The sequence below is a fragment of the Enterobacter sp. 301B genome (assembly GCF_003850715.1).
In the GTDB taxonomy this organism is placed as follows: domain Bacteria; phylum Pseudomonadota; class Gammaproteobacteria; order Enterobacterales; family Enterobacteriaceae; genus Enterobacter; species Enterobacter intestinihominis.
In genome coordinates this window covers 163622-180658 of record NZ_PQTC01000008.1, presented here as the reverse complement: position 1 = coordinate 180658, position 17037 = coordinate 163622, and the positions used below count along the sequence as shown (strand labels likewise).

Annotated in this window: 14 protein-coding genes; 8 read left to right on the top strand and 6 right to left on the bottom strand. The window is 56.5% G+C overall.

Annotated elements, in window-relative coordinates; all coding sequences use genetic code 11:
- Nucleotides 1-208 precede the first annotated feature (208 nt).
- A complete protein-coding gene (gene infA, locus C3451_RS11550) occupies nucleotides 209-427 on the top strand; it encodes a translation initiation factor IF-1 (protein ID WP_002211347.1) in 219 nt (72 codons plus the stop codon).
- A gap of 71 nt (nucleotides 428-498) precedes the next feature.
- Here infA and C3451_RS11545 read toward each other — a convergent pair whose 3' ends face one another.
- The 3 genes from C3451_RS11545 to clpS form a co-directional block, all read right to left on the bottom strand.
- Nucleotides 499-948: a hypothetical protein gene (locus C3451_RS11545; RefSeq protein ID WP_045309092.1), complete on the bottom strand. Its 450-nt coding sequence runs from the start codon at nucleotides 946-948 to the stop codon at nucleotides 499-501.
- Nucleotides 949-1201: 253 nt separating this feature from the next.
- Nucleotides 1202-3481: an ATP-dependent Clp protease ATP-binding subunit ClpA gene (gene clpA / locus C3451_RS11540; protein WP_022647611.1), complete on the bottom strand. Its 2280-nt coding sequence runs from the start codon at nucleotides 3479-3481 to the stop codon at nucleotides 1202-1204.
- Nucleotides 3482-3508: 27 nt separating this feature from the next.
- A complete protein-coding gene (gene clpS / locus C3451_RS11535) occupies nucleotides 3509-3829 on the bottom strand; it encodes an ATP-dependent Clp protease adapter ClpS (protein WP_006174393.1) in 321 nt (106 codons plus the stop codon).
- Nucleotides 3830-4096: 267 nt separating this feature from the next.
- Between clpS and cspD the strand changes: the two genes are divergently transcribed.
- Entirely contained in the window at nucleotides 4097-4318 is a 222-nt protein-coding gene (gene cspD / locus C3451_RS11530) for a cold shock-like protein CspD (RefSeq protein ID WP_006174390.1), read from the top strand.
- A 70-nt stretch (nucleotides 4319-4388) separates the two neighbouring features.
- Here the strand turns inward: cspD and macB are convergent, their stop codons facing one another.
- Entirely contained in the window at nucleotides 4389-6329 is a 1941-nt protein-coding gene (gene macB / locus C3451_RS11525) for a macrolide ABC transporter ATP-binding protein/permease MacB (RefSeq protein WP_045623365.1), read from the bottom strand.
- Nucleotides 6326-7441, bottom strand: coding sequence for a macrolide transporter subunit MacA (gene macA / locus C3451_RS11520; protein WP_022647609.1), 1116 nt, complete (start codon nucleotides 7439-7441; stop codon nucleotides 6326-6328). The genes macB and macA overlap by 4 nt, the downstream gene beginning before the upstream one ends.
- A gap of 159 nt (nucleotides 7442-7600) precedes the next feature.
- Between macA and C3451_RS11515 the strand changes: the two genes are divergently transcribed.
- On the top strand, nucleotides 7601-8557 hold the full coding sequence (locus tag C3451_RS11515) for a VirK/YbjX family protein (RefSeq protein ID WP_045623363.1): 957 nt from the start codon (nucleotides 7601-7603) through the stop codon (nucleotides 8555-8557).
- Here C3451_RS11515 and C3451_RS11510 read toward each other — a convergent pair.
- Nucleotides 8554-10212 (bottom strand): ATP-dependent endonuclease, encoded by a 1659-nt coding sequence (locus C3451_RS11510; protein ID WP_023299709.1) that lies wholly within the window; start codon nucleotides 10210-10212, stop codon nucleotides 8554-8556. The two genes, C3451_RS11515 and C3451_RS11510, sit on opposite strands and share 4 nt — an antisense overlap.
- 291 nt (nucleotides 10213-10503) lie before the next feature.
- Here C3451_RS11510 and aqpZ point away from each other — a divergent pair, with 291 nt between their 5' ends.
- From aqpZ to poxB, 5 genes are all read left to right on the top strand, one after another.
- On the top strand, nucleotides 10504-11199 hold the full coding sequence (gene aqpZ, locus C3451_RS11505) for an aquaporin Z (protein ID WP_124304314.1): 696 nt from the start codon (nucleotides 10504-10506) through the stop codon (nucleotides 11197-11199).
- A 177-nt stretch (nucleotides 11200-11376) separates the two neighbouring features.
- Entirely contained in the window at nucleotides 11377-12276 is a 900-nt protein-coding gene (locus tag C3451_RS11500; RefSeq protein ID WP_045623361.1) for a lysine exporter LysO family protein, read from the top strand.
- 144 nt (nucleotides 12277-12420) lie between these two features.
- Nucleotides 12421-14073, top strand: a complete 1653-nt coding sequence (hcp, locus tag C3451_RS11495) for a hydroxylamine reductase (protein ID WP_023299708.1) — start codon at nucleotides 12421-12423, stop codon at nucleotides 14071-14073.
- A 10-nt stretch (nucleotides 14074-14083) separates the two neighbouring features.
- Complete coding sequence (gene hcr, locus C3451_RS11490) at nucleotides 14084-15052, top strand: NADH oxidoreductase (RefSeq protein ID WP_023299707.1); 969 nt, start codon at nucleotides 14084-14086, stop codon at nucleotides 15050-15052.
- A gap of 238 nt (nucleotides 15053-15290) precedes the next feature.
- On the top strand, nucleotides 15291-17009 hold the full coding sequence (gene poxB / locus C3451_RS11485) for a ubiquinone-dependent pyruvate dehydrogenase (RefSeq protein ID WP_045623360.1): 1719 nt from the start codon (nucleotides 15291-15293) through the stop codon (nucleotides 17007-17009).
- Nucleotides 17010-17037 lie beyond the last annotated feature (28 nt).

Genomic DNA, 17037 nt, shown 5'->3' with positions numbered 1-17037 from the left:
TTGGGACCCTCGCTTCAGATAACGTCCTGACGTTTATCCTGTCGTATCCCCTTTACGAATGCGCTTTCCGTTCGGTTGTACCGTGACGCTTGGGCAATACGCTGAAATTGTTTTGCTGCGTTTTAAACGCGCAATTCTTTACTTAATTGATGAATTTCGGCATTATCTTGCCGGTTCAAAACTTGGTAGTGATACCCCAGAGGATTAGATGGCCAAAGAAGACAATATTGAAATGCAGGGTACCGTACTTGATACGTTGCCTAATACCATGTTTCGCGTAGAACTGGAAAACGGTCACGTGGTAACTGCGCACATCTCCGGTAAAATGCGCAAAAACTATATCCGCATTTTGACGGGCGACAAAGTGACTGTTGAACTGACCCCGTACGACCTGAGCAAAGGCCGCATTGTCTTCCGTAGTCGCTAATTGTTTTCGCCTGTAATGGCAGATGAATATTTAAAAGGTCGGGACAATCCCGGCCTTTTTTATTTATGGCCTTAGTGTGGCTGTGTCGGCAGATGTATTGTCATGCACGGGTTCATGGGTACGATTAAATCTTCAGCTATCGCGTGGGTAATGTCATGCAACAGTCCCGTCAGGTGCGGCAACATATCGCGGTCAAAATGCGAAACCAGCAGCACGTGGTTTAACGCCCGGCAGTAGTCACATTTCGTTTCTGTATCTTCCAGCAACCACTCTTTTTGTCGCGGCTGTTCCGCTTCGTCCTCAAATTCCACCACCTGAAAATCACGCATGGATTCTGTGAGGCCGGATTTTACCTCTTCCAGATAAGCTCCGAGACAGCGGCAAACGGGCTGCGTTTGCGGGAGAGATTTGCAGTCGAGAAGGATTTCGGTGAGCAGCTTGCAGCGCTCGGCCAGGGTTGGGAGATCGGGGTTGAGGGAGAGTTCGGTGTAGAGCTGGGCGAAGCTATTAATATTAGTCATATGTAATCCTTTATGCACGCAAGATTGTCTGTGCACACACTTTCAGGACGCCAATCCCGGCACCCGATTTTGCAGGTGCGACGCCATTTTATTACTGTAGATTTATCCAGCAACTGACTTCGAAAGAAACTGGAAAGCGCCTCGCAAAATTTCACTGCGGCCTGATGCCCTCACCCCAGCCCTCTCCCACTGGGAGAGGGAGCAAACAAAAAAAACGGCAACCGAAGTTGCCGTTTTGCTTTTACCTTTCAACTCAGTGAGCCGCTTCCGGCTTGTGCTTCGCCGCACTCTGGAAATCGTACGTCAGTTCGTTCTTCGCCTGATCCAGCGCCACGGTCACCTGGCCGCCGTCAACCAGCGATCCAAACAGCAGTTCGTTCGCCAGCGGTTTCTTCAGGTTGTCCTGAATCACGCGCGCCATCGGACGGGCACCCATCGCACGGTCGTAGCCTTTCTCGGCCAGCCAGTTGCGGGCCTCCTGGCTCACTTCCAGCGACACGCCTTTCTGATCCAGCTGAACCTGCAGCTCGACGATGAACTTATCCACCACCTGATGGATCACCTCGGTAGACAGGTGATCGAACCAGATAATGTTGTCCAGACGGTTACGGAACTCCGGCGTGAAGATCTTCTTGATCTCCTCCATCGCATCGGTGCTGTTATCCTGATGGATCAGGCCGATGGATTTGCGCTCGGTTTCACGCACCCCGGCGTTGGTGGTCATCACCAGCACCACGTTGCGGAAATCGGCCTTGCGCCCGTTGTTATCGGTCAGCGTCCCGTTGTCCATCACCTGCAACAGGATATTGAACACGTCCGGGTGCGCTTTCTCGATTTCATCAAGAAGCAGTACCGCGTGCGGATGCTTGATCACCGCGTCGGTGAGCAGGCCGCCCTGGTCAAAGCCCACGTAGCCCGGAGGCGCACCAATCAAACGGCTGACGGTGTGACGCTCCATATACTCGGACATATCAAAGCGCAACAGCTCAATGCCCAGCGCTTTGGAGAGCTGCACCGTTACCTCGGTTTTACCCACACCGGTCGGGCCGGCGAACAGGAAGGAACCGACAGGCTTGTGGTCATGCCCCAGGCCAGCACGGGCCATCTTGATCGCTTCGGTTAAGGCCTCAATGGCTTTATCCTGACCAAAGACCAGCATTTTCAGGCGATTGCCGAGGGTGCGCAGCGTATCACGGTCGCTCTGAGAGACGCTCTTCTCAGGGATACGTGCGATACGGGCCACCACGGACTCGATATCCGCTACGTTCACGGTTTTCTTACGCTTGCTCGCTGGCATCAGGCGCGCACGCGCACCCGCTTCATCAATCACGTCGATCGCTTTATCCGGCAGATGACGATCGTTAATGTATTTCACCGCCAGCTCCACCGCCGCACGCACCGCTTTCGCGGTGTAACGCACGTCGTGGTGCGCTTCGTACTTGGTTTTCAGACCGTTGATGATCTGCACCGTTTCGTCAACCGACGGCTCGGTAACGTCGATTTTCTGGAAACGACGCGCCAGCGCACGATCCTTCTCAAAGATGTTGCTGAACTCCTGGTACGTCGTAGAGCCCATCACGCGGATCTTGCCGCTGGAGAGCAGCGGTTTGATCAGGTTGGCGGCATCTACCTGACCACCGGAAGCCGCGCCTGCGCCGATGATGGTGTGGATCTCATCGATAAACAGGATGCTGTTGGTGTCCTGCTCCAGCTGTTTTAACAGCGCTTTGAAACGTTTTTCAAAATCACCGCGGTATTTGGTGCCCGCCAGCAGCGAGCCAATATCCAGCGAGTAGATGGTGCAGTCGGCAATCACTTCCGGCACGTCGCCCTGCACAATGCGCCAGGCCAGACCTTCGGCAATCGCGGTTTTACCCACGCCAGATTCCCCCACCAGCAGCGGGTTGTTCTTACGGCGACGGCACAGCACCTGGATGGCACGCTCCAGCTCTTTGTCGCGGCCAATCAGCGGGTCGATACCGCCAACGCGAGCAAGCTGGTTAAGGTTGGTGGTGAAGTTTTCCATACGATCCTCCCCGCCTGCTTGCTCTTCATTGCTGTTGATCTGTCCGCTGGGATCCGATGCCTGGTTAGGCTCGTCTTTTCGCGTTCCGTGAGAGATGAAGTTGACCACGTCGAGCCGGCTGACTTCGTGTTTACGCAGCAGGTAGGCCGCCTGGGACTCCTGCTCACTGAAGATGGCGACCAGCACATTGGCGCCCGTCACTTCGCTACGTCCGGAAGACTGGACGTGGAAAACCGCGCGCTGCAGCACGCGCTGGAAGCTGAGCGTCGGCTGTGTGTCGCGCTCTTCTTCACTGGCTGGCAGCACCGGTGTGGTTTGTTCGATGAAGGCTTCGAGTTCCTGACGTAGCGCCACCAGATCCACGGAGCAGGCTTCCAGCGCTTCGCGGGCAGATGGGTTGCTAAGCAGTGCGAGCAGCAAATGCTCGACGGTCATAAACTCATGTCGGTGCTCACGCGCTCTGGCGAAAGCCATGTTTAAACTGAGTTCCAGTTCTTGATTGAGCATAGGCACCTCCCCCAATTTTATGCCTTATCAGGCCTTTTCCAGCGTACACAGCAACGGATGCTCATTCTCCCTTGCATAGTCGTTCACCATCGCTACTTTGGTTTCCGCAACTTCGGCAGTAAAGATGCCGCAGATCGCTTTGCCACGATAATGAACGGTAAGCATCAGTTGCGTTGCACGTTCAACATCATAAGAAAAGAACTTTTGTAGCACGTCAATAACAAATTCCATCGGCGTGTAATCATCGTTCATTAACATAACTTTATACATAGATGGCGGTTTTAGCGCGTCGCGCACTTTATCTTCCGCCAGCTGGTCAAAATCCAGCCAATCGTTGGTCTTACCCATTATGCATAACCACTTTGAATCTACCTCAGATGTTAGATAACAATCATCTATTACTGTCATCCGCGATGTCTGTCACAAACTGTTGCAATAGCGTTAACTGCCTCAAATTTTGGTTGATTATTGTCCCAACTCCAGCGCCAAACGCTTGACGGCTTCTTCCGTTTCTCTAAATTGTACAAGCGTGAGTTGGCGAGGTTTTGAACAGCCCCCACTCCACCACCGGTTCATTCCATCTTAATTTATAAGATTTACGAAGGATGTCGAAGCATGGAAATGGGTACTGTTAAGTGGTTCAACAACGCCAAGGGGTTTGGCTTCATTTGCCCCGAAGGCGGCGGCGAGGATATCTTCGCTCACTATTCCACCATTCAGATGGATGGTTACAGGACGCTCAAAGCCGGGCAGTCCGTCCGGTTCGATGTACACCAGGGGCCAAAAGGCAATCATGCCAGTCTGATCGTCCCCGTTGAAGCAGAAGCGGTTGCATAGCTCTCTGATTCATTGTGTACACCCTGCAGGCAAAATGCCAGCCCGATCGGCTGGCATTTTTATTTTCGGGTTATTCGCGCGCCAGCGCATCCATCGGATCCAGCCGCGCCGCGTTTCGCGCCGGTAGCCAGCCGAACAGAATACCGGTGAAGGTGGAACATAAAAACGCCGTCAGGATCGCCATCGGCGAGAAGCCAATCTCCCAGCCCGGTAAGAAGAGCTGGAGCGCAAAGGCGATCATCATCGAGAGCGCAATCCCCATCGCACCGCCCACCAGACACACCAGCACCGCTTCAATCAAAAATTGCTGCAGCACGTCGCTGGCTCTGGCTCCGACCGCCATGCGGATGCCGATCTCCCGCGTACGTTCGGTCACCGACACCAGCATAATGTTCATCACCCCTATCCCGCCGACGACCAGCGAAATCACCGCCACCAGCGTCAGGAACAGCTGAAGAGTACGTGTGGTCTTTTCCGCCGTTTTCAAGAGGCCATCCATATTCCAGGTGAAGAAATCCTTTTTCCCGTGGCGCAGGGTTAACAGCCGCTCCAGCTGCTGTTCCGCCAGCCCGCTGTCGTAGCCCTCCTTCACTCGAACGGTAATAGAGTTAAGCCATGACTGCCCCATGATGCGCCCGGAAATGGTGGTGTACGGCAGCCAGACGCGCAGGATTTTACTGCTGCCGAACATCGACTGCTTCTCTTCCGCCACGCCGATCACCGTCGCTGGCATGTTGCCTACGAGGATCACTTCCCCCACCACATTGGTCTTATTCGGGAACAGCTGCCTGCGGGAGTTAGCGTCTAACACCACCACCTGCGCCCTGCCCGCCAGCTGTTCAGCGTTGAAGGTCGCCCCTTCGCTGAAGGTCATGCCGTAGACGTTGAAGTAATCTCCGCTGACGCCGTTAGCGCTGGCCGCCACGTCGATGTTGCCGTAGCGCAGACGCAGGTTTTGCGAGACGGCAGGCGTGGCGGAGTTCACCCACGGCTGCTTCTGAATAGCCGCCAGATCGTCATACTTCAGCGCCTGCTGATACTGCGGCTCGTCGTCGCCAAAATCTTTGCCGGGATAAACGTCGATGGTGTTAGTCCCGATGGCGCGAATATCTGCCAGCACCAGCTGTTTCGCCGCATCGCCCACCACCACAATCGACACCACTGAGGCAATACCAATAATGATGCCAAGCATGGTCAGCAGAGTGCGCATTTTGTTGGCCGCCATCGCCAGCCAGGCCATGGTCAGCGCCTCGCGGAAACCGCTGGAAAACTGGCCCCAGCCAGTTGCGGCCGGCAGCGCCTCTTTCGCCGCCGCCGCTCTGGACTGACGTGGCGGCGGGTTGCTGACTAGCTCGCCGTCGTGGATCTCGATAATGCGTTCCGCCTGCGCTGCCACCTGCGGATCGTGGGTGACGATAATCACCGTATGCCCCTGATCGCGAAGCTGATGCAGGATCGCCATCACCTCTTCACCGGAATGGCTGTCGAGCGCACCGGTTGGCTCATCGGCGAGGATCACCTGCCCACCGTTCATCAGCGCGCGGGCAATACTCACGCGTTGCTGCTGACCGCCGGAAAGCTGCGAAGGCTGATAATCAACACGCTCCGCCAGCCCAAGACGCGTTAACAGCGCCTTCGCGCGTTCGAGGCGTTTTTTGCGCTCGACGCCCGCATACACCGCCGGCACTTCCACATTCTGCGCCGCGCTCAGGTGTGAAAGCAGATGGTAACGCTGGAAGATAAAGCCAAAATGCTCGCGACGCAGCTTCGCCAGCGCGTCGCCGTCCAGGGTGGAAACATCCGTCCCGGCCACGCGATAGGTGCCGCTGGTAGGCTTATCCAGACAGCCGAGAATGTTCATCAGCGTTGATTTACCCGAGCCCGATGCCCCGACAATCGCCACCATTTCACCGGCTTCAACGCGCAGGGAGATGCCTTTCAGCACCTCCACCGGCCCGTCGCCGGACGGATAGCTGCGACGAATGTCATTCAGCTCAAGCAGCGCCGTCATTGCGCGGCTCCAGGCAGGCTTTCGCTGGTGACCACTTCCTCACCCTCTTCCAGCCCTTTAACCACCACCACGTCGGTGTCGTTACGTGCGCCAATTACCACTTCCCGCTCGCGGGTTTCACCGTTGCGCAGCACCTTAACTTTGTAGCGATTATCCCCGGCGGATTCGCCCAGCGCGGAGAGCGGAACCGTCAGCACGTTTTTCACGCCGGTCAGCTGGATATGCACCTGAGCGGTCATGTCCAGACGCAGCACGCCCTGCGGGTTTGGCACCTCAAAACGCGCATAGTAGAAGATGGCGTCGTTGACCTTCTCCGGCGTCGGCAGGATATCTTTCAGCACCCCTTCATAGCGGGTTTGCGGATCGCCCAGCACCGTAAACCAGGCTTTCTGCCCCGGCTTAAGGTGAATGACGTCCGCTTCAGATACCTGGGCTTTCACCAGCATGGTGCTCATATCCGCCAGGGTCAGGATGTTCGGCGCCTGCTGCGCGGCGATGACCGTCTGGCCTTGCAGGGTGGTTATCTGCGTCACTTCCCCGGCCATTGGCGCAACGATTTGCGTGTAATCGAGGTTGGTTTTCGCCGTATCCAGCGAGGCCTGATTCCGCTTGATTTGCGCATCGATGGTGCCAATCTGCGCCTGCTTCACCGCCAGCTCCGTGGCGGCTGTGTCCAGATCCTGTTTCGAGATGGCCTGCGTTTTCGCCAGCGCCTGCTGGCGCGACAGGGTGACCTGAGCGAGATTACGCTCCGCCTGAGCCTGAGCGCGCTGCGCGCGCAACTCCATCAGCGTCGCTTCCACTTCGCGGATCTGGTTTTGCGCCTGCTCAGGATCGATCACGCCCAGCAACTGGCCTTTTTTAACCTTATCGCCAATCTCAACCGACAGGGTTTTAAGCTGACCGCTGACCTGCGCGCCCACGTCAACCTTACGCAGGGCATCCAGCTTCCCCGTCGCCAGCACGTTTTGTTGCAGCTCGCCCGGACGAACAATCAGCGTTTGATACTGGGGTACCGGCGCGTTCAGTACCTTCCATAACCAGAATCCGCCTGCTAACACCACTACCGCCAGCAGCAGAAACAGCTTTCTGCGTTTTCCCTTCAGGTTCATAAATATTCCAAATAATTGTTCTGGCTATCATCACCGTTGATTTTATCTAAACCACTCCTCAACGAAACCCCCGATCCCCGTAATCGTCGGGAATTGTTTACCCGATGTTGATAAAGCGCCTGCTGAAATAGCGAAATTCCACCAGAAGCAGGATCTAACATGTCTTCCATCGTCGATACACCTTATTCAACGCTGTCCCAGCCTAAATCGGGCTGGCAACTGTTTAAAAGCCTGGCATCGGGTTCCCTCACGCCGGGGCTGGCGTGGCAAAATCCGGCCTATCGACGTAAGTTTATGTTGCGCTCGCTGGCAACGCCGTTCACCACTGCGCGCCTGCTCGGAAACCTTGCAAAACAGCCCCGTCTGATGCAGATCCTGCGCGTGCAGCCCGGCCTGCCGTGCCGCCTGCACCGACCGTGGCTGACCGTCAATATGGGCCGTCACAATACGCTGGACGCATTGGACAATCACTATCAGATGATGAGCCGCCATCTTCCGGCGTCACTGCTGAACGGCTACCTTTCCAGCCAGGGCATCACGCTGGTGACGTTAACGGGCAAAGAGGAGCAGCAGTTTAGCGTTCGCCTGAGCGCGGATGCGTTTCTGGACAAAGAAGGGGAAGCGACCCTCACTTTTTGTGACCACCAGAACACGGTGCTGGCCGAGCTGACCTTTACGCTGTGCAAATACCAGGGCAAGTCAACGCTCTTCATCGGCGGAATGCAGGGGGCGAAAGCGCATGTCCCGCACGAGCACATTCAGCTGGCGACCAAAGCCTGTCACGGACTGTTCCCAAAACGTCTGCTGGTTGAAGCGGTCATGACGCTGGCAGGCGCCTTCCCCGTCGAGCAGATCCTCGCGGTGAGTAACGCCACCCACATCTACCGCAGCTGGCGCTATCGCAAGAAAAAAGAGGGAAAATTGCTGGCTGACTATGACAGCTTCTGGCGCTCCCTTGGCGGACAGCAGCAGGAGAACGGCAACTTTGCCCTGCCACTGACCATGCCACGCAAACCGATGGAAGAGATTGCGAGTAAAAAACGGTCCGAGTACCGCCGCCGCTATGCCCTGCTTGATAGCCTGATCCAACAGGTTTCGCAGGCGACTGCCCGTTAATCGGCCCTCCCGCGAGCCAGCCAGAGGACGCGGGAGAACATTTTACGCAGCAGCGTGGGCACCGACTCCACGCCCCGCCTGCCCGCTTCCGTCGCGACTTCAATGGCCAAATCCGGTTTTGACGACCGATGGATAGCTTTGGCAATCACCCGACGCATATTCATGGGCACATCCACCGGGATCATCGCCACGCGGTGAAAGACGTCGTCAAATCCCTGGCGGTACATAAAGTGCTCCATGTCCATCGCGGGCAACGTGGTCAGATGTTCCCGCTCCTCTTCACGATCGTTATTGAGCAGGCTGCGCACGGTCGCCGCATATTTTTTACCCGCCTCATCGCCATCCACCAGCACGTGCCACTCTATCCCCATCCGGCGCGCAAATTTGATCAGCGGCTTTAAGCCAGACTGAGCAAATTCGATCACTTTGATCCCTTCGGCATCAAAGTGGTGTCCGCACTGGCGAGCCAGCTCGTTTATCACCCAGGTTTCGGTTTCCCCTTCCACCAGCAACCAGCAACGGGCAAACAGGGAAGAGGCACGGTTAAAACGGATATGAAACGCAATCCGTCGGCCATCTTCGGCATTTAACCCGCCGGGCCCGAGCCGGTAGGCGGTGACCCGCGAGGATTCACGCACCAGGCGGCAGACATACTCTACCGGCGTCAGGGAGAGCAGCTCGCCGGAATTCGTGGTGGTGACACGCTGCAACGGCAGCAGATTAAGAAGATGCCACGCCACGGAAAGCATAATCGGGTGCAGCCGCGTTTCCGGATCTTCCACCAGCAGCAGCGGGCGCGCGTCCCGATCCAGGCGCACCGTCCCTTTCGCCTGTAACAGCGTGGAGAATAATCCCAGCAGGATCACCCGATGCGTGCGCCCGCTGGGGCGGTCGATCATGCGGTTGATAATATCGAGATAGCGCCAGCTTCGTTGCTCGTCGTGCGAGCGGCGGCGCATCAGGCGGTGGCGCGCCTGCCCCGTTCCCTGCTCGGAGAAGTAGTGCTCCAGCAGTTGGACCATGGCAGACAGTCCCTGACGGATCTGGCCGTCGGTGAGATTCTGCGGCCGCGAGACCAGTTCACGGGCGAGGAAATCCAGCTCGCGGGCGGTTACTTCCACCTCGGGCATATTCGGTACGGTGCCGTTACGGATCCGCCGCATAAAGCGCGCGTCTCGTAAGCGCAACACGGGGGAGAGGCGGATAAGATGGCGGGCAAGCTCGTCAATATTATCGAGCGGGATCGGATTCCCCTTCTCATCAAGAAATTCACGCAGGGTTAATACCCCGTCGTTTTGCGCCATTTCGCCCTCAAGGCGATAGAAAATACGCTGGAACCCATCTTCACAGGGCACCCAGCAGGGCGACATAGGGCGAAAACGACGCACGCGATGGCGACCGGGCTCGGATTCGCGGAAGGTCAGAATGATATGCAGGTGTTTCTCGCGCCCGTTGACATCCCCCGGCGGAAACCAGAAGTCATCATGGACAAAGTGGTACAAGTTCTCTTCGGGCGAAAGCAGCAGCGTCAGGGCATCCAGCAGGCTGGATTTACCCCAGGCGTTTTCGCCTATCAGGACGTTGTTCTGTTCCAGTTGCAGCGACAGGCGGTTAATCCCGCGAAACCCGACAATCTCCACACGTTCGAGTAGCATACATCCCCCGCATTTCGGCCACTTTTTCCTTCAAGTTATCAGCAGTATAGCGGCAGGCTGTAGGTCACGACAGCAGAATATACGCCCCCTTAATAATTGGGCTATGCTCTAATTACCTCCGTTCTGAACAAGGATTGACATCACATTGCCTTAAATCAAATTTAGTGAATTTATTTGAGTGGCGAAGGTATGTTGATGGTTTCAAAATACTGGCTCTTTGAGTCGTCATCCCTTTATGGCGATATAACCCGCGCGCAGGAATGGGCGCGGACGTTTATTATTGAGGTGGTTATGTTCAGAAAATTAGCGGCAGAATGCTTTGGTACATTCTGGCTGGTGTTTGGTGGCTGCGGTAGCGCAGTACTGGCAGCCGCATTTCCGGAATTAGGTATTGGATTTGTCGGCGTCGCGCTGGCATTCGGTTTAACCGTATTAACCATGGCATTCGCCGTGGGGCATATTTCCGGCGGTCATTTCAACCCGGCCGTCACGTTAGGTTTATGGGCGGGCGGACGTTTCCCGGCGAAAGATATTATTGGCTATATTATTGCCCAGGTTATTGGCGGTATTATTGCCGCGGCGGTGTTGTACGTCATTGCCAGCGGGAAAGCCGGGTTTGACGCCGCGGCCAGCGGATTTGCGTCAAACGGCTTCGGCGAACACTCTCCAGGCGGCTACTCAATGCTGTCTGCTATCGTGATTGAAATTGTGCTCACCGCAGGTTTCCTGTTGGTGATCCACGGCGCAACGGACAAATACGCGCCTGCGGGCTTTGCCCCCATTGCTATTGGTCTGGCGCTGACGCTTATCCACCTGATCTCCATCCCGGTGACCAATACCTCCGTTAACCCGGCACGCAGCACCGCGGTGGCTATTTTCCAGGGCGGCTGGTCGCTTGAACAGCTGTGGCTGTTCTGGGTGATGCCAATTATTGGCGGTATTCTGGGCGGCGTTCTGTATCGCACCCTGCTGGAAAAACGCGATTAATTAAGTGCGGCCTGTAATGTCGGGTGGCGCTAAAGCTTACCCGACCTACGTGAGTGTGCACTTTGTAGGCCGGGTAAGGCGCAGCCGCCACCCGGCTTTCTTTTGCCGCTTTACTGTACAGCCTTTATTGGGTAGTGTCTCTGGCGCTTAAATGATACTCAAAAGGACCGGCTGTTCATGTTCTCAGGACTCCTCATCATTCTTCTGCCCCTGATTGTGGGCTACCTTATTCCGCTGCGTCATGAATCGGCCTTAAAGCTTATTAATCGTTTTCTCAGCTGGATTGTTTACGTCATTCTGTTCTTTATGGGGATCAGCCTGGCCTTCCTGGATAATCTGGCGACGAACTTGCTTTCCATCCTGCATTATTCTGCGGTTACGGTAGTGGTTATTCTGCTGTGCAATATTGCCGCGCTGTTCTGGCTGGAACGCACTATTCCCTGGAAAAATCACCACCATCAGGAAAAGCTTTCCTCCCGAATTGCGATGGCGCTGGAATCATTAAAGCTGTGCGGCGTGGTGGTGCTCGGTTTTTTACTGGGGCTAACCGGATGGGCTTTTTTACAGCACGCTACGGAAGCCAGCGAATATACGCTGATTTTCCTGCTCTTCCTGATCGGTATTCAGTTGCGAAATAATGGCATGACGCTGAAACAGATTGTCCTGAACCGCCGGGGCATGATGGTTGCCGTTATCGTAGTGGCCAGCTCAATGGCGGGGGGAGTGATTAACGCCTTTATTCTCGATCTGCCGCTGAAAACCAGCCTGGCGATGGCATCCGGTTTTGGCTGGTATTCGCTCTCCGGTATTCTGCTGACCGAATCGTTTGGTCCGGTGATCGGCAGCGCCGCCTTCTTTAACGATCTGGCGCGCGAGCTGATAGCCATCATGCTGATCCCCGGCCTGGTACGCCGCAGCCGCTCTACCGCGCTGGGCCTGTGCGGGGCCACCTCAATGGACTTTACCCTGCCGGTGTTACAGCGCTCGGGAGGTCTGGAGATGGTTCCTGCCGCTATTGTACACGGCTTTATTCTGAGCCTGCTGGTCCCCATTCTGATGGCGTTCTTCTCAGCCTGATACTGCTTTGGCGGTAGTGAACCTGCCGCCAAAATTGCGCTAAATCAATAACCCTCCACTTAGTATAAGAAAGCACTTTTCTCCGTTGTGGCACAGGCATAACCTTAAACATGTATCTCAAATATAACTTTAACAGGTGTGATTATGTTTTGTGTGCAATGTGAACAAACCATCCGTACCCCGGCAGGCAACGGCTGCTCTTACGCGCAGGGTATGTGCGGCAAAACCGCAGAAACGTCCGATCTCCAGGACCTGCTGATTGCGGCGCTGCAAGGCTTATCCGCCTGGGCCTTCAAGGCCCGTGAATATGGCCTTGTCGATCACTATGTCGACAGCTTTGCGCCGCGCGCATTTTTCTCCACGCTGACTAACGTTAACTTCGATTCGCCACGCATTGTGGGCTATGCCCGCGAAGCGATTGCCCTGCGTGAAGCCCTGAAAGCGCAATGCCTGAATGCCGACGCCAGCGCCCGCGTGGACAACCCGATGGCGGAACTACAGCTGGTGAGCGACGACCTGGGCGAGCTACAGCGTCAGGCCGCCGAATTTACTCCCAATAAAGACAAAGCGGCGATTGGCGAGAACATCCTCGGCCTGCGCCTGCTGTGCCTGTACGGTCTGAAAGGTGCTGCGGCGTATATGGAGCACGCGCACGTGCTCGGCCAGTACGACAACGACATTTATGCCCAGTACCACAAAATCATGGCATGGCTGGGCACCTGGCCTTCCGACATGAACGCCCTGCTGGAATGCTCGATGGAAATCGGCCAGATGAACTTCAAAGTGATGAGCATTCTGGATGCCGGTGAAACCAGCACCTACGGCCACCCAACGCCGACACAGGTCAACGTCAAAGCGACCGAAGGTAAATGCATCCTGATCTCCGGCCACGACCTGAAAGATCTCTACAACCTGCTGAAGCAGACCGAAGGCACCGGCGTTAACGTTTATACCCACGGCGAAATGCTCCCCGCGCACGGCTACCCGGAACTGCGTAAATTTAAGCATCTGATCGGTAACTACGGCAGCGGCTGGCAGAACCAGCAGGTGGAGTTCGCCCGCTTCCCTGGCCCAATCGTCATGACCTCTAACTGCATCATCGACCCTACCGTGGGCGCGTATGACGACCGTATCTGGACCCGCAGCATCGTCGGCTGGCCGGGCGTGAGCCACCTTGAAGGCGATGATTTCGGTCCGGTTATCGCACAGGCGCAGCAGATGGCAGGCTTCCCGTACAGCGAAATTCCGCACCTCATCACCGTCGGTTTTGGCCGTGAGACCCTGCTGGGTGCGGCGGATTCCCTGATTGACCTCGTCAGCCGTGAAAAACTGCGTCACATCTTCCTGATCGGCGGCTGTGACGGCGCGCGCGGGGAACGTAACTATTTCACCGATTTCGCCACCCGCGTTCCGGAAGACTGTCTGATCCTGACCCTGGCCTGCGGTAAATACCGTTTCAACAAGCTGGACTTCGGCAACATCGAAGGTCTGCCACGCCTGGTGGATGCTGGTCAGTGTAACGATGCGTATTCAGCCATCATTCTGGCGGTCACGCTGGCAGAGAAACTGGGCTGCGGCGTGAACGATCTGCCGCTGTCGCTGGTGCTCTCCTGGTTCGAGCAGAAAGCGATCGTTATTCTGTTGACCCTGCTCTCTCTCGGCGTGACCAACATCGTCACCGGGCCGACCGCGCCAGGCTTCCTGACGCCGGACCTGCTGGCCATCCTGAACGAGAAATTTGGTCTGCGTTCCGTGACCAACGTTGAAGATGATATGAAGCAACTGCTGAGCGCGTAAGGAGTAACTCATGACCATGCCAACCTCACAATGTCCGTGGCGGATGCAGGTTCATCACATCCAACAGGAGACGCCGGATGTGTGGACACTGTCGCTGCTGTGCCATGACTACTACCCGTACCGCGCAGGTCAGTATGCGCTGGTGAGTGTGCGTAATTCGGCGGATACCCTGCGCGCCTACACGATCTCCTCCACGCCGGGCGTGAGCGAATACATAACGCTCACCGTCCGTCGTATTGATGACGGCGCAGGCTCCCGGTGGCTGACCCGTGACGTGAAGCGCGGGGATTACATCTGGCTGTCTGACGCGCAGGGCGAGTTCACCTGTGACGACAAGAAGGAAGACAAATTCCTGCTTCTGGCGGCAGGCTGTGGCGTAACGCCGATTATGTCGATGCGCCGCTGGCTGGCGAAATACCGTCCTCAGGCCGACGTGCAGGTGATCTTTAGCGTGCGTTCCCCGGAAGATGTGATTTTTGCCGAGGAATGGCGAAATTATCCGGTGACCCTGGTGGCTGAGCACAACGCGACGCACGGTTTTGTCGCGGGGCGTCTGAGCCGCGAAATGTTGCAAAGCGTGCCGGACATTGCGGATCGTACCGTGATGACCTGCGGCCCGGCGCCGTACATGGAGATCGTGGAGAAAGAAGTGAAAGCGCTCGGCGTGACCCGCTTCTTTAAAGAGCAGTTCTTCACGCCTGTAGCGGCAGCGGCGACCAGCGGTATGAAGTTCACGAAGCTGCAACCGGCGCAGACCTTCTTTGGTCGCGTGGGCACCACGCTGCTTGAAGCGCTCGAAAGCAATAACGTGCCGGTAGCGGCAGCCTGTCGCGCGGGTGTGTGCGGCTGCTGTAAGACGAAGGTGGTTTCCGGTGAATACACCGTCACCAGCACCATGACGCTGACCGATGCGGAAATTGCAGAGGGTTACGTGTTGGCGTGTTCATGCCATCCGCAGGGGGACCTGGTGCTGGCATAATCTGGCGCAGTGCCCCCATTTGTTGCCGGGTGGCACTGCGTTTACCCGGCCTACTTTGTACATGTTGGCTCTTCGTAGGCCCGGTAAGCGTTAGCGCCACCGGGCTTTTTGCCGGGTGACACTGCGTTTACCCGGCTTACGTTGTGCCTACTGCCTGTGCGTATGGAATACCAGGCAGCCAATACAGTGACTTTCTTCTAAGCTTGTAAGCGATATCACATAAAGGAGAAGGACCACCATGAAACAAACCGTGGCTGCATACATAGCGAAAACCCTGGAGCAGGCTGGCGTAAAGCGTATCTGGGGCGTCACCGGCGATTCGCTGAACGGACTCAGCGACAGCCTCAACAAGATGAAGACCATTGAATGGATGCCCACCCGCCATGAAGAGGTCGCCGCCTTTGCCGCGGGTGCCGAAGCGCAGCTCACGGGCGAACTCGCCGTCTGTGCAGGTTCCTGCGGACCGGGAAACCTGCACCTTATCAACGGTCTTTTCGACTGTCACCGCAACCATGTTCCGGTGCTGGCGATTGCCGCACATATTCCGTCATCCGAGATCGGCAGCGGCTATTTTCAGGAAACGCATCCTCAGGAGCTGTTCCGTGAATGCAGCCACTACTGCGAGCTGGTCTCGTCGCCGGAGCAGATCCCACAGGTGCTGGCGATAGCCATGCGTAAGGCGATCCTGAATCGCGGGGTTTCGGTGGTTGTGCTGCCGGGGGACGTGGCGCTGAAGGCTGCACCTGAAACCGCCACCACCCACTGGTACTCTGCGCCACAGCCAACCATTACCCCTGCGGATGAAGAGCTAAAAAAGCTGGCGCAACTGCTGCGATACTCCAGCAATATCGCCCTGATGTGCGGCAGCGGCTGTGCCGGCGCGCATAAAGAGCTGGTGGAATTTGCCGCTAAGCTGAAGGCGCCAGTTGTGCACGCCCTGCGCGGGAAAGAGCACGTTGAATACGATAACCCGTACGATGTGGGCATGACCGGGCTGATCGGTTTTTCCAGCGGCTTCCATACCATGATGAACGCCGATACGCTGATCCTGCTCGGCACCCAGTTCCCGTACCGCGCGTTCTACCCGACGGATGCCAAAATTATCCAGATCGACATTAATCCCGGTAGCATCGGCGCGCACAGCAAGGTGGATATGGCGCTTATCGGCGATATTAAATCCACCCTCGCCGCCCTCCTGCCGCTGCTGGAAGAAAAAACTGACCGCAAATTCCTCGATAAAGCCCTGAGCGACTATCGCGATGCGCGTAAGGGGCTGGACGATCTCGCCAAACCGAGCGAAAAAGCGATCCACCCGCAGTATCTGGCGCAGCAGATCAGCCACTTCGCCGACGACGATGCCATCTTCACCTGCGACGTGGGTACGCCCACCGTCTGGGCCGCGCGCTATCTGAGAATGAACGGCAAACGACGCCTGCTTGGCTCGTTCAACCATGGCTCAATGGCCAACGCCATGCCGCAGGCGCTGGGCGCGAAAGCAACGGCACCGGAACGTCAGGTGGTGGCGATGTGCGGCGACGGCGGGTTCAGTATGCTGATGGGGGATTTCCTGTCGGTGGCGCAGATGAAGCTTCCGCTGAAAATCGTGGTCTTTAACAACAGCGTGCTGGGCTTTGTGGCGATGGAGATGAAGGCCGGAGGCTACCTCACGGACGGCACCGAGCTGCACGACACCAACTTCGCCCGCATCGCCGAAGCCTGCGGTATCACCGGTATTCGGGTGGAGAAAGCCTCAGAGGTGGACGAAGCCCTGCAACGTGCCTTCGCCATCGACGGCCCGGTGCTGGTGGATGTGGTGGTCGCCAAAGAAGAGCTGGCAATCCCGCCTCAAATCAAGCTGGAACAGGCTAAAGGTTTTAGCCTCTACATGCTGCGCGCCATCATCAGCGGGCGCGGTGACGAAGTGATCGAACTGGCAAAAACCAACTGGCTCAGGTAAAACATTTCACAAGACCTCTTAAATGAAA

What these genes read in the sequence shown, in the direction of transcription:
- infA (WP_002211347.1), top strand. Translation starts at nt 209, where the DNA reads ATGGCCAAAGAAGACAATATTGAAATGCAGGGTACCGTACTTGATACG.
- C3451_RS11545 (WP_045309092.1), bottom strand. Translation starts at nt 948, where the DNA reads ATGACTAATATTAATAGCTTCGCCCAGCTCTACACCGAACTCTCCCTC.
- clpA (WP_022647611.1), bottom strand. Translation starts at nt 3,481, where the DNA reads ATGCTCAATCAAGAACTGGAACTCAGTTTAAACATGGCTTTCGCCAGA.
- clpS (WP_006174393.1), bottom strand. Translation starts at nt 3,829, where the DNA reads ATGGGTAAGACCAACGATTGGCTGGATTTTGACCAGCTGGCGGAAGAT.
- cspD (WP_006174390.1), top strand. Translation starts at nt 4,097, where the DNA reads ATGGAAATGGGTACTGTTAAGTGGTTCAACAACGCCAAGGGGTTTGGC.
- macB (WP_045623365.1), bottom strand. Translation starts at nt 6,329, where the DNA reads ATGACGGCGCTGCTTGAGCTGAATGACATTCGTCGCAGCTATCCGTCC.
- macA (WP_022647609.1), bottom strand. Translation starts at nt 7,441, where the DNA reads ATGAACCTGAAGGGAAAACGCAGAAAGCTGTTTCTGCTGCTGGCGGTA.
- C3451_RS11515 (WP_045623363.1), top strand. Translation starts at nt 7,601, where the DNA reads ATGTCTTCCATCGTCGATACACCTTATTCAACGCTGTCCCAGCCTAAA.
- C3451_RS11510 (WP_023299709.1), bottom strand. Translation starts at nt 10,212, where the DNA reads ATGCTACTCGAACGTGTGGAGATTGTCGGGTTTCGCGGGATTAACCGC.
- aqpZ (WP_124304314.1), top strand. Translation starts at nt 10,504, where the DNA reads ATGTTCAGAAAATTAGCGGCAGAATGCTTTGGTACATTCTGGCTGGTG.
- C3451_RS11500 (WP_045623361.1), top strand. Translation starts at nt 11,377, where the DNA reads ATGTTCTCAGGACTCCTCATCATTCTTCTGCCCCTGATTGTGGGCTAC.
- hcp (WP_023299708.1), top strand. Translation starts at nt 12,421, where the DNA reads ATGTTTTGTGTGCAATGTGAACAAACCATCCGTACCCCGGCAGGCAAC.
- hcr (WP_023299707.1), top strand. Translation starts at nt 14,084, where the DNA reads ATGACCATGCCAACCTCACAATGTCCGTGGCGGATGCAGGTTCATCAC.
- poxB (WP_045623360.1), top strand. Translation starts at nt 15,291, where the DNA reads ATGAAACAAACCGTGGCTGCATACATAGCGAAAACCCTGGAGCAGGCT.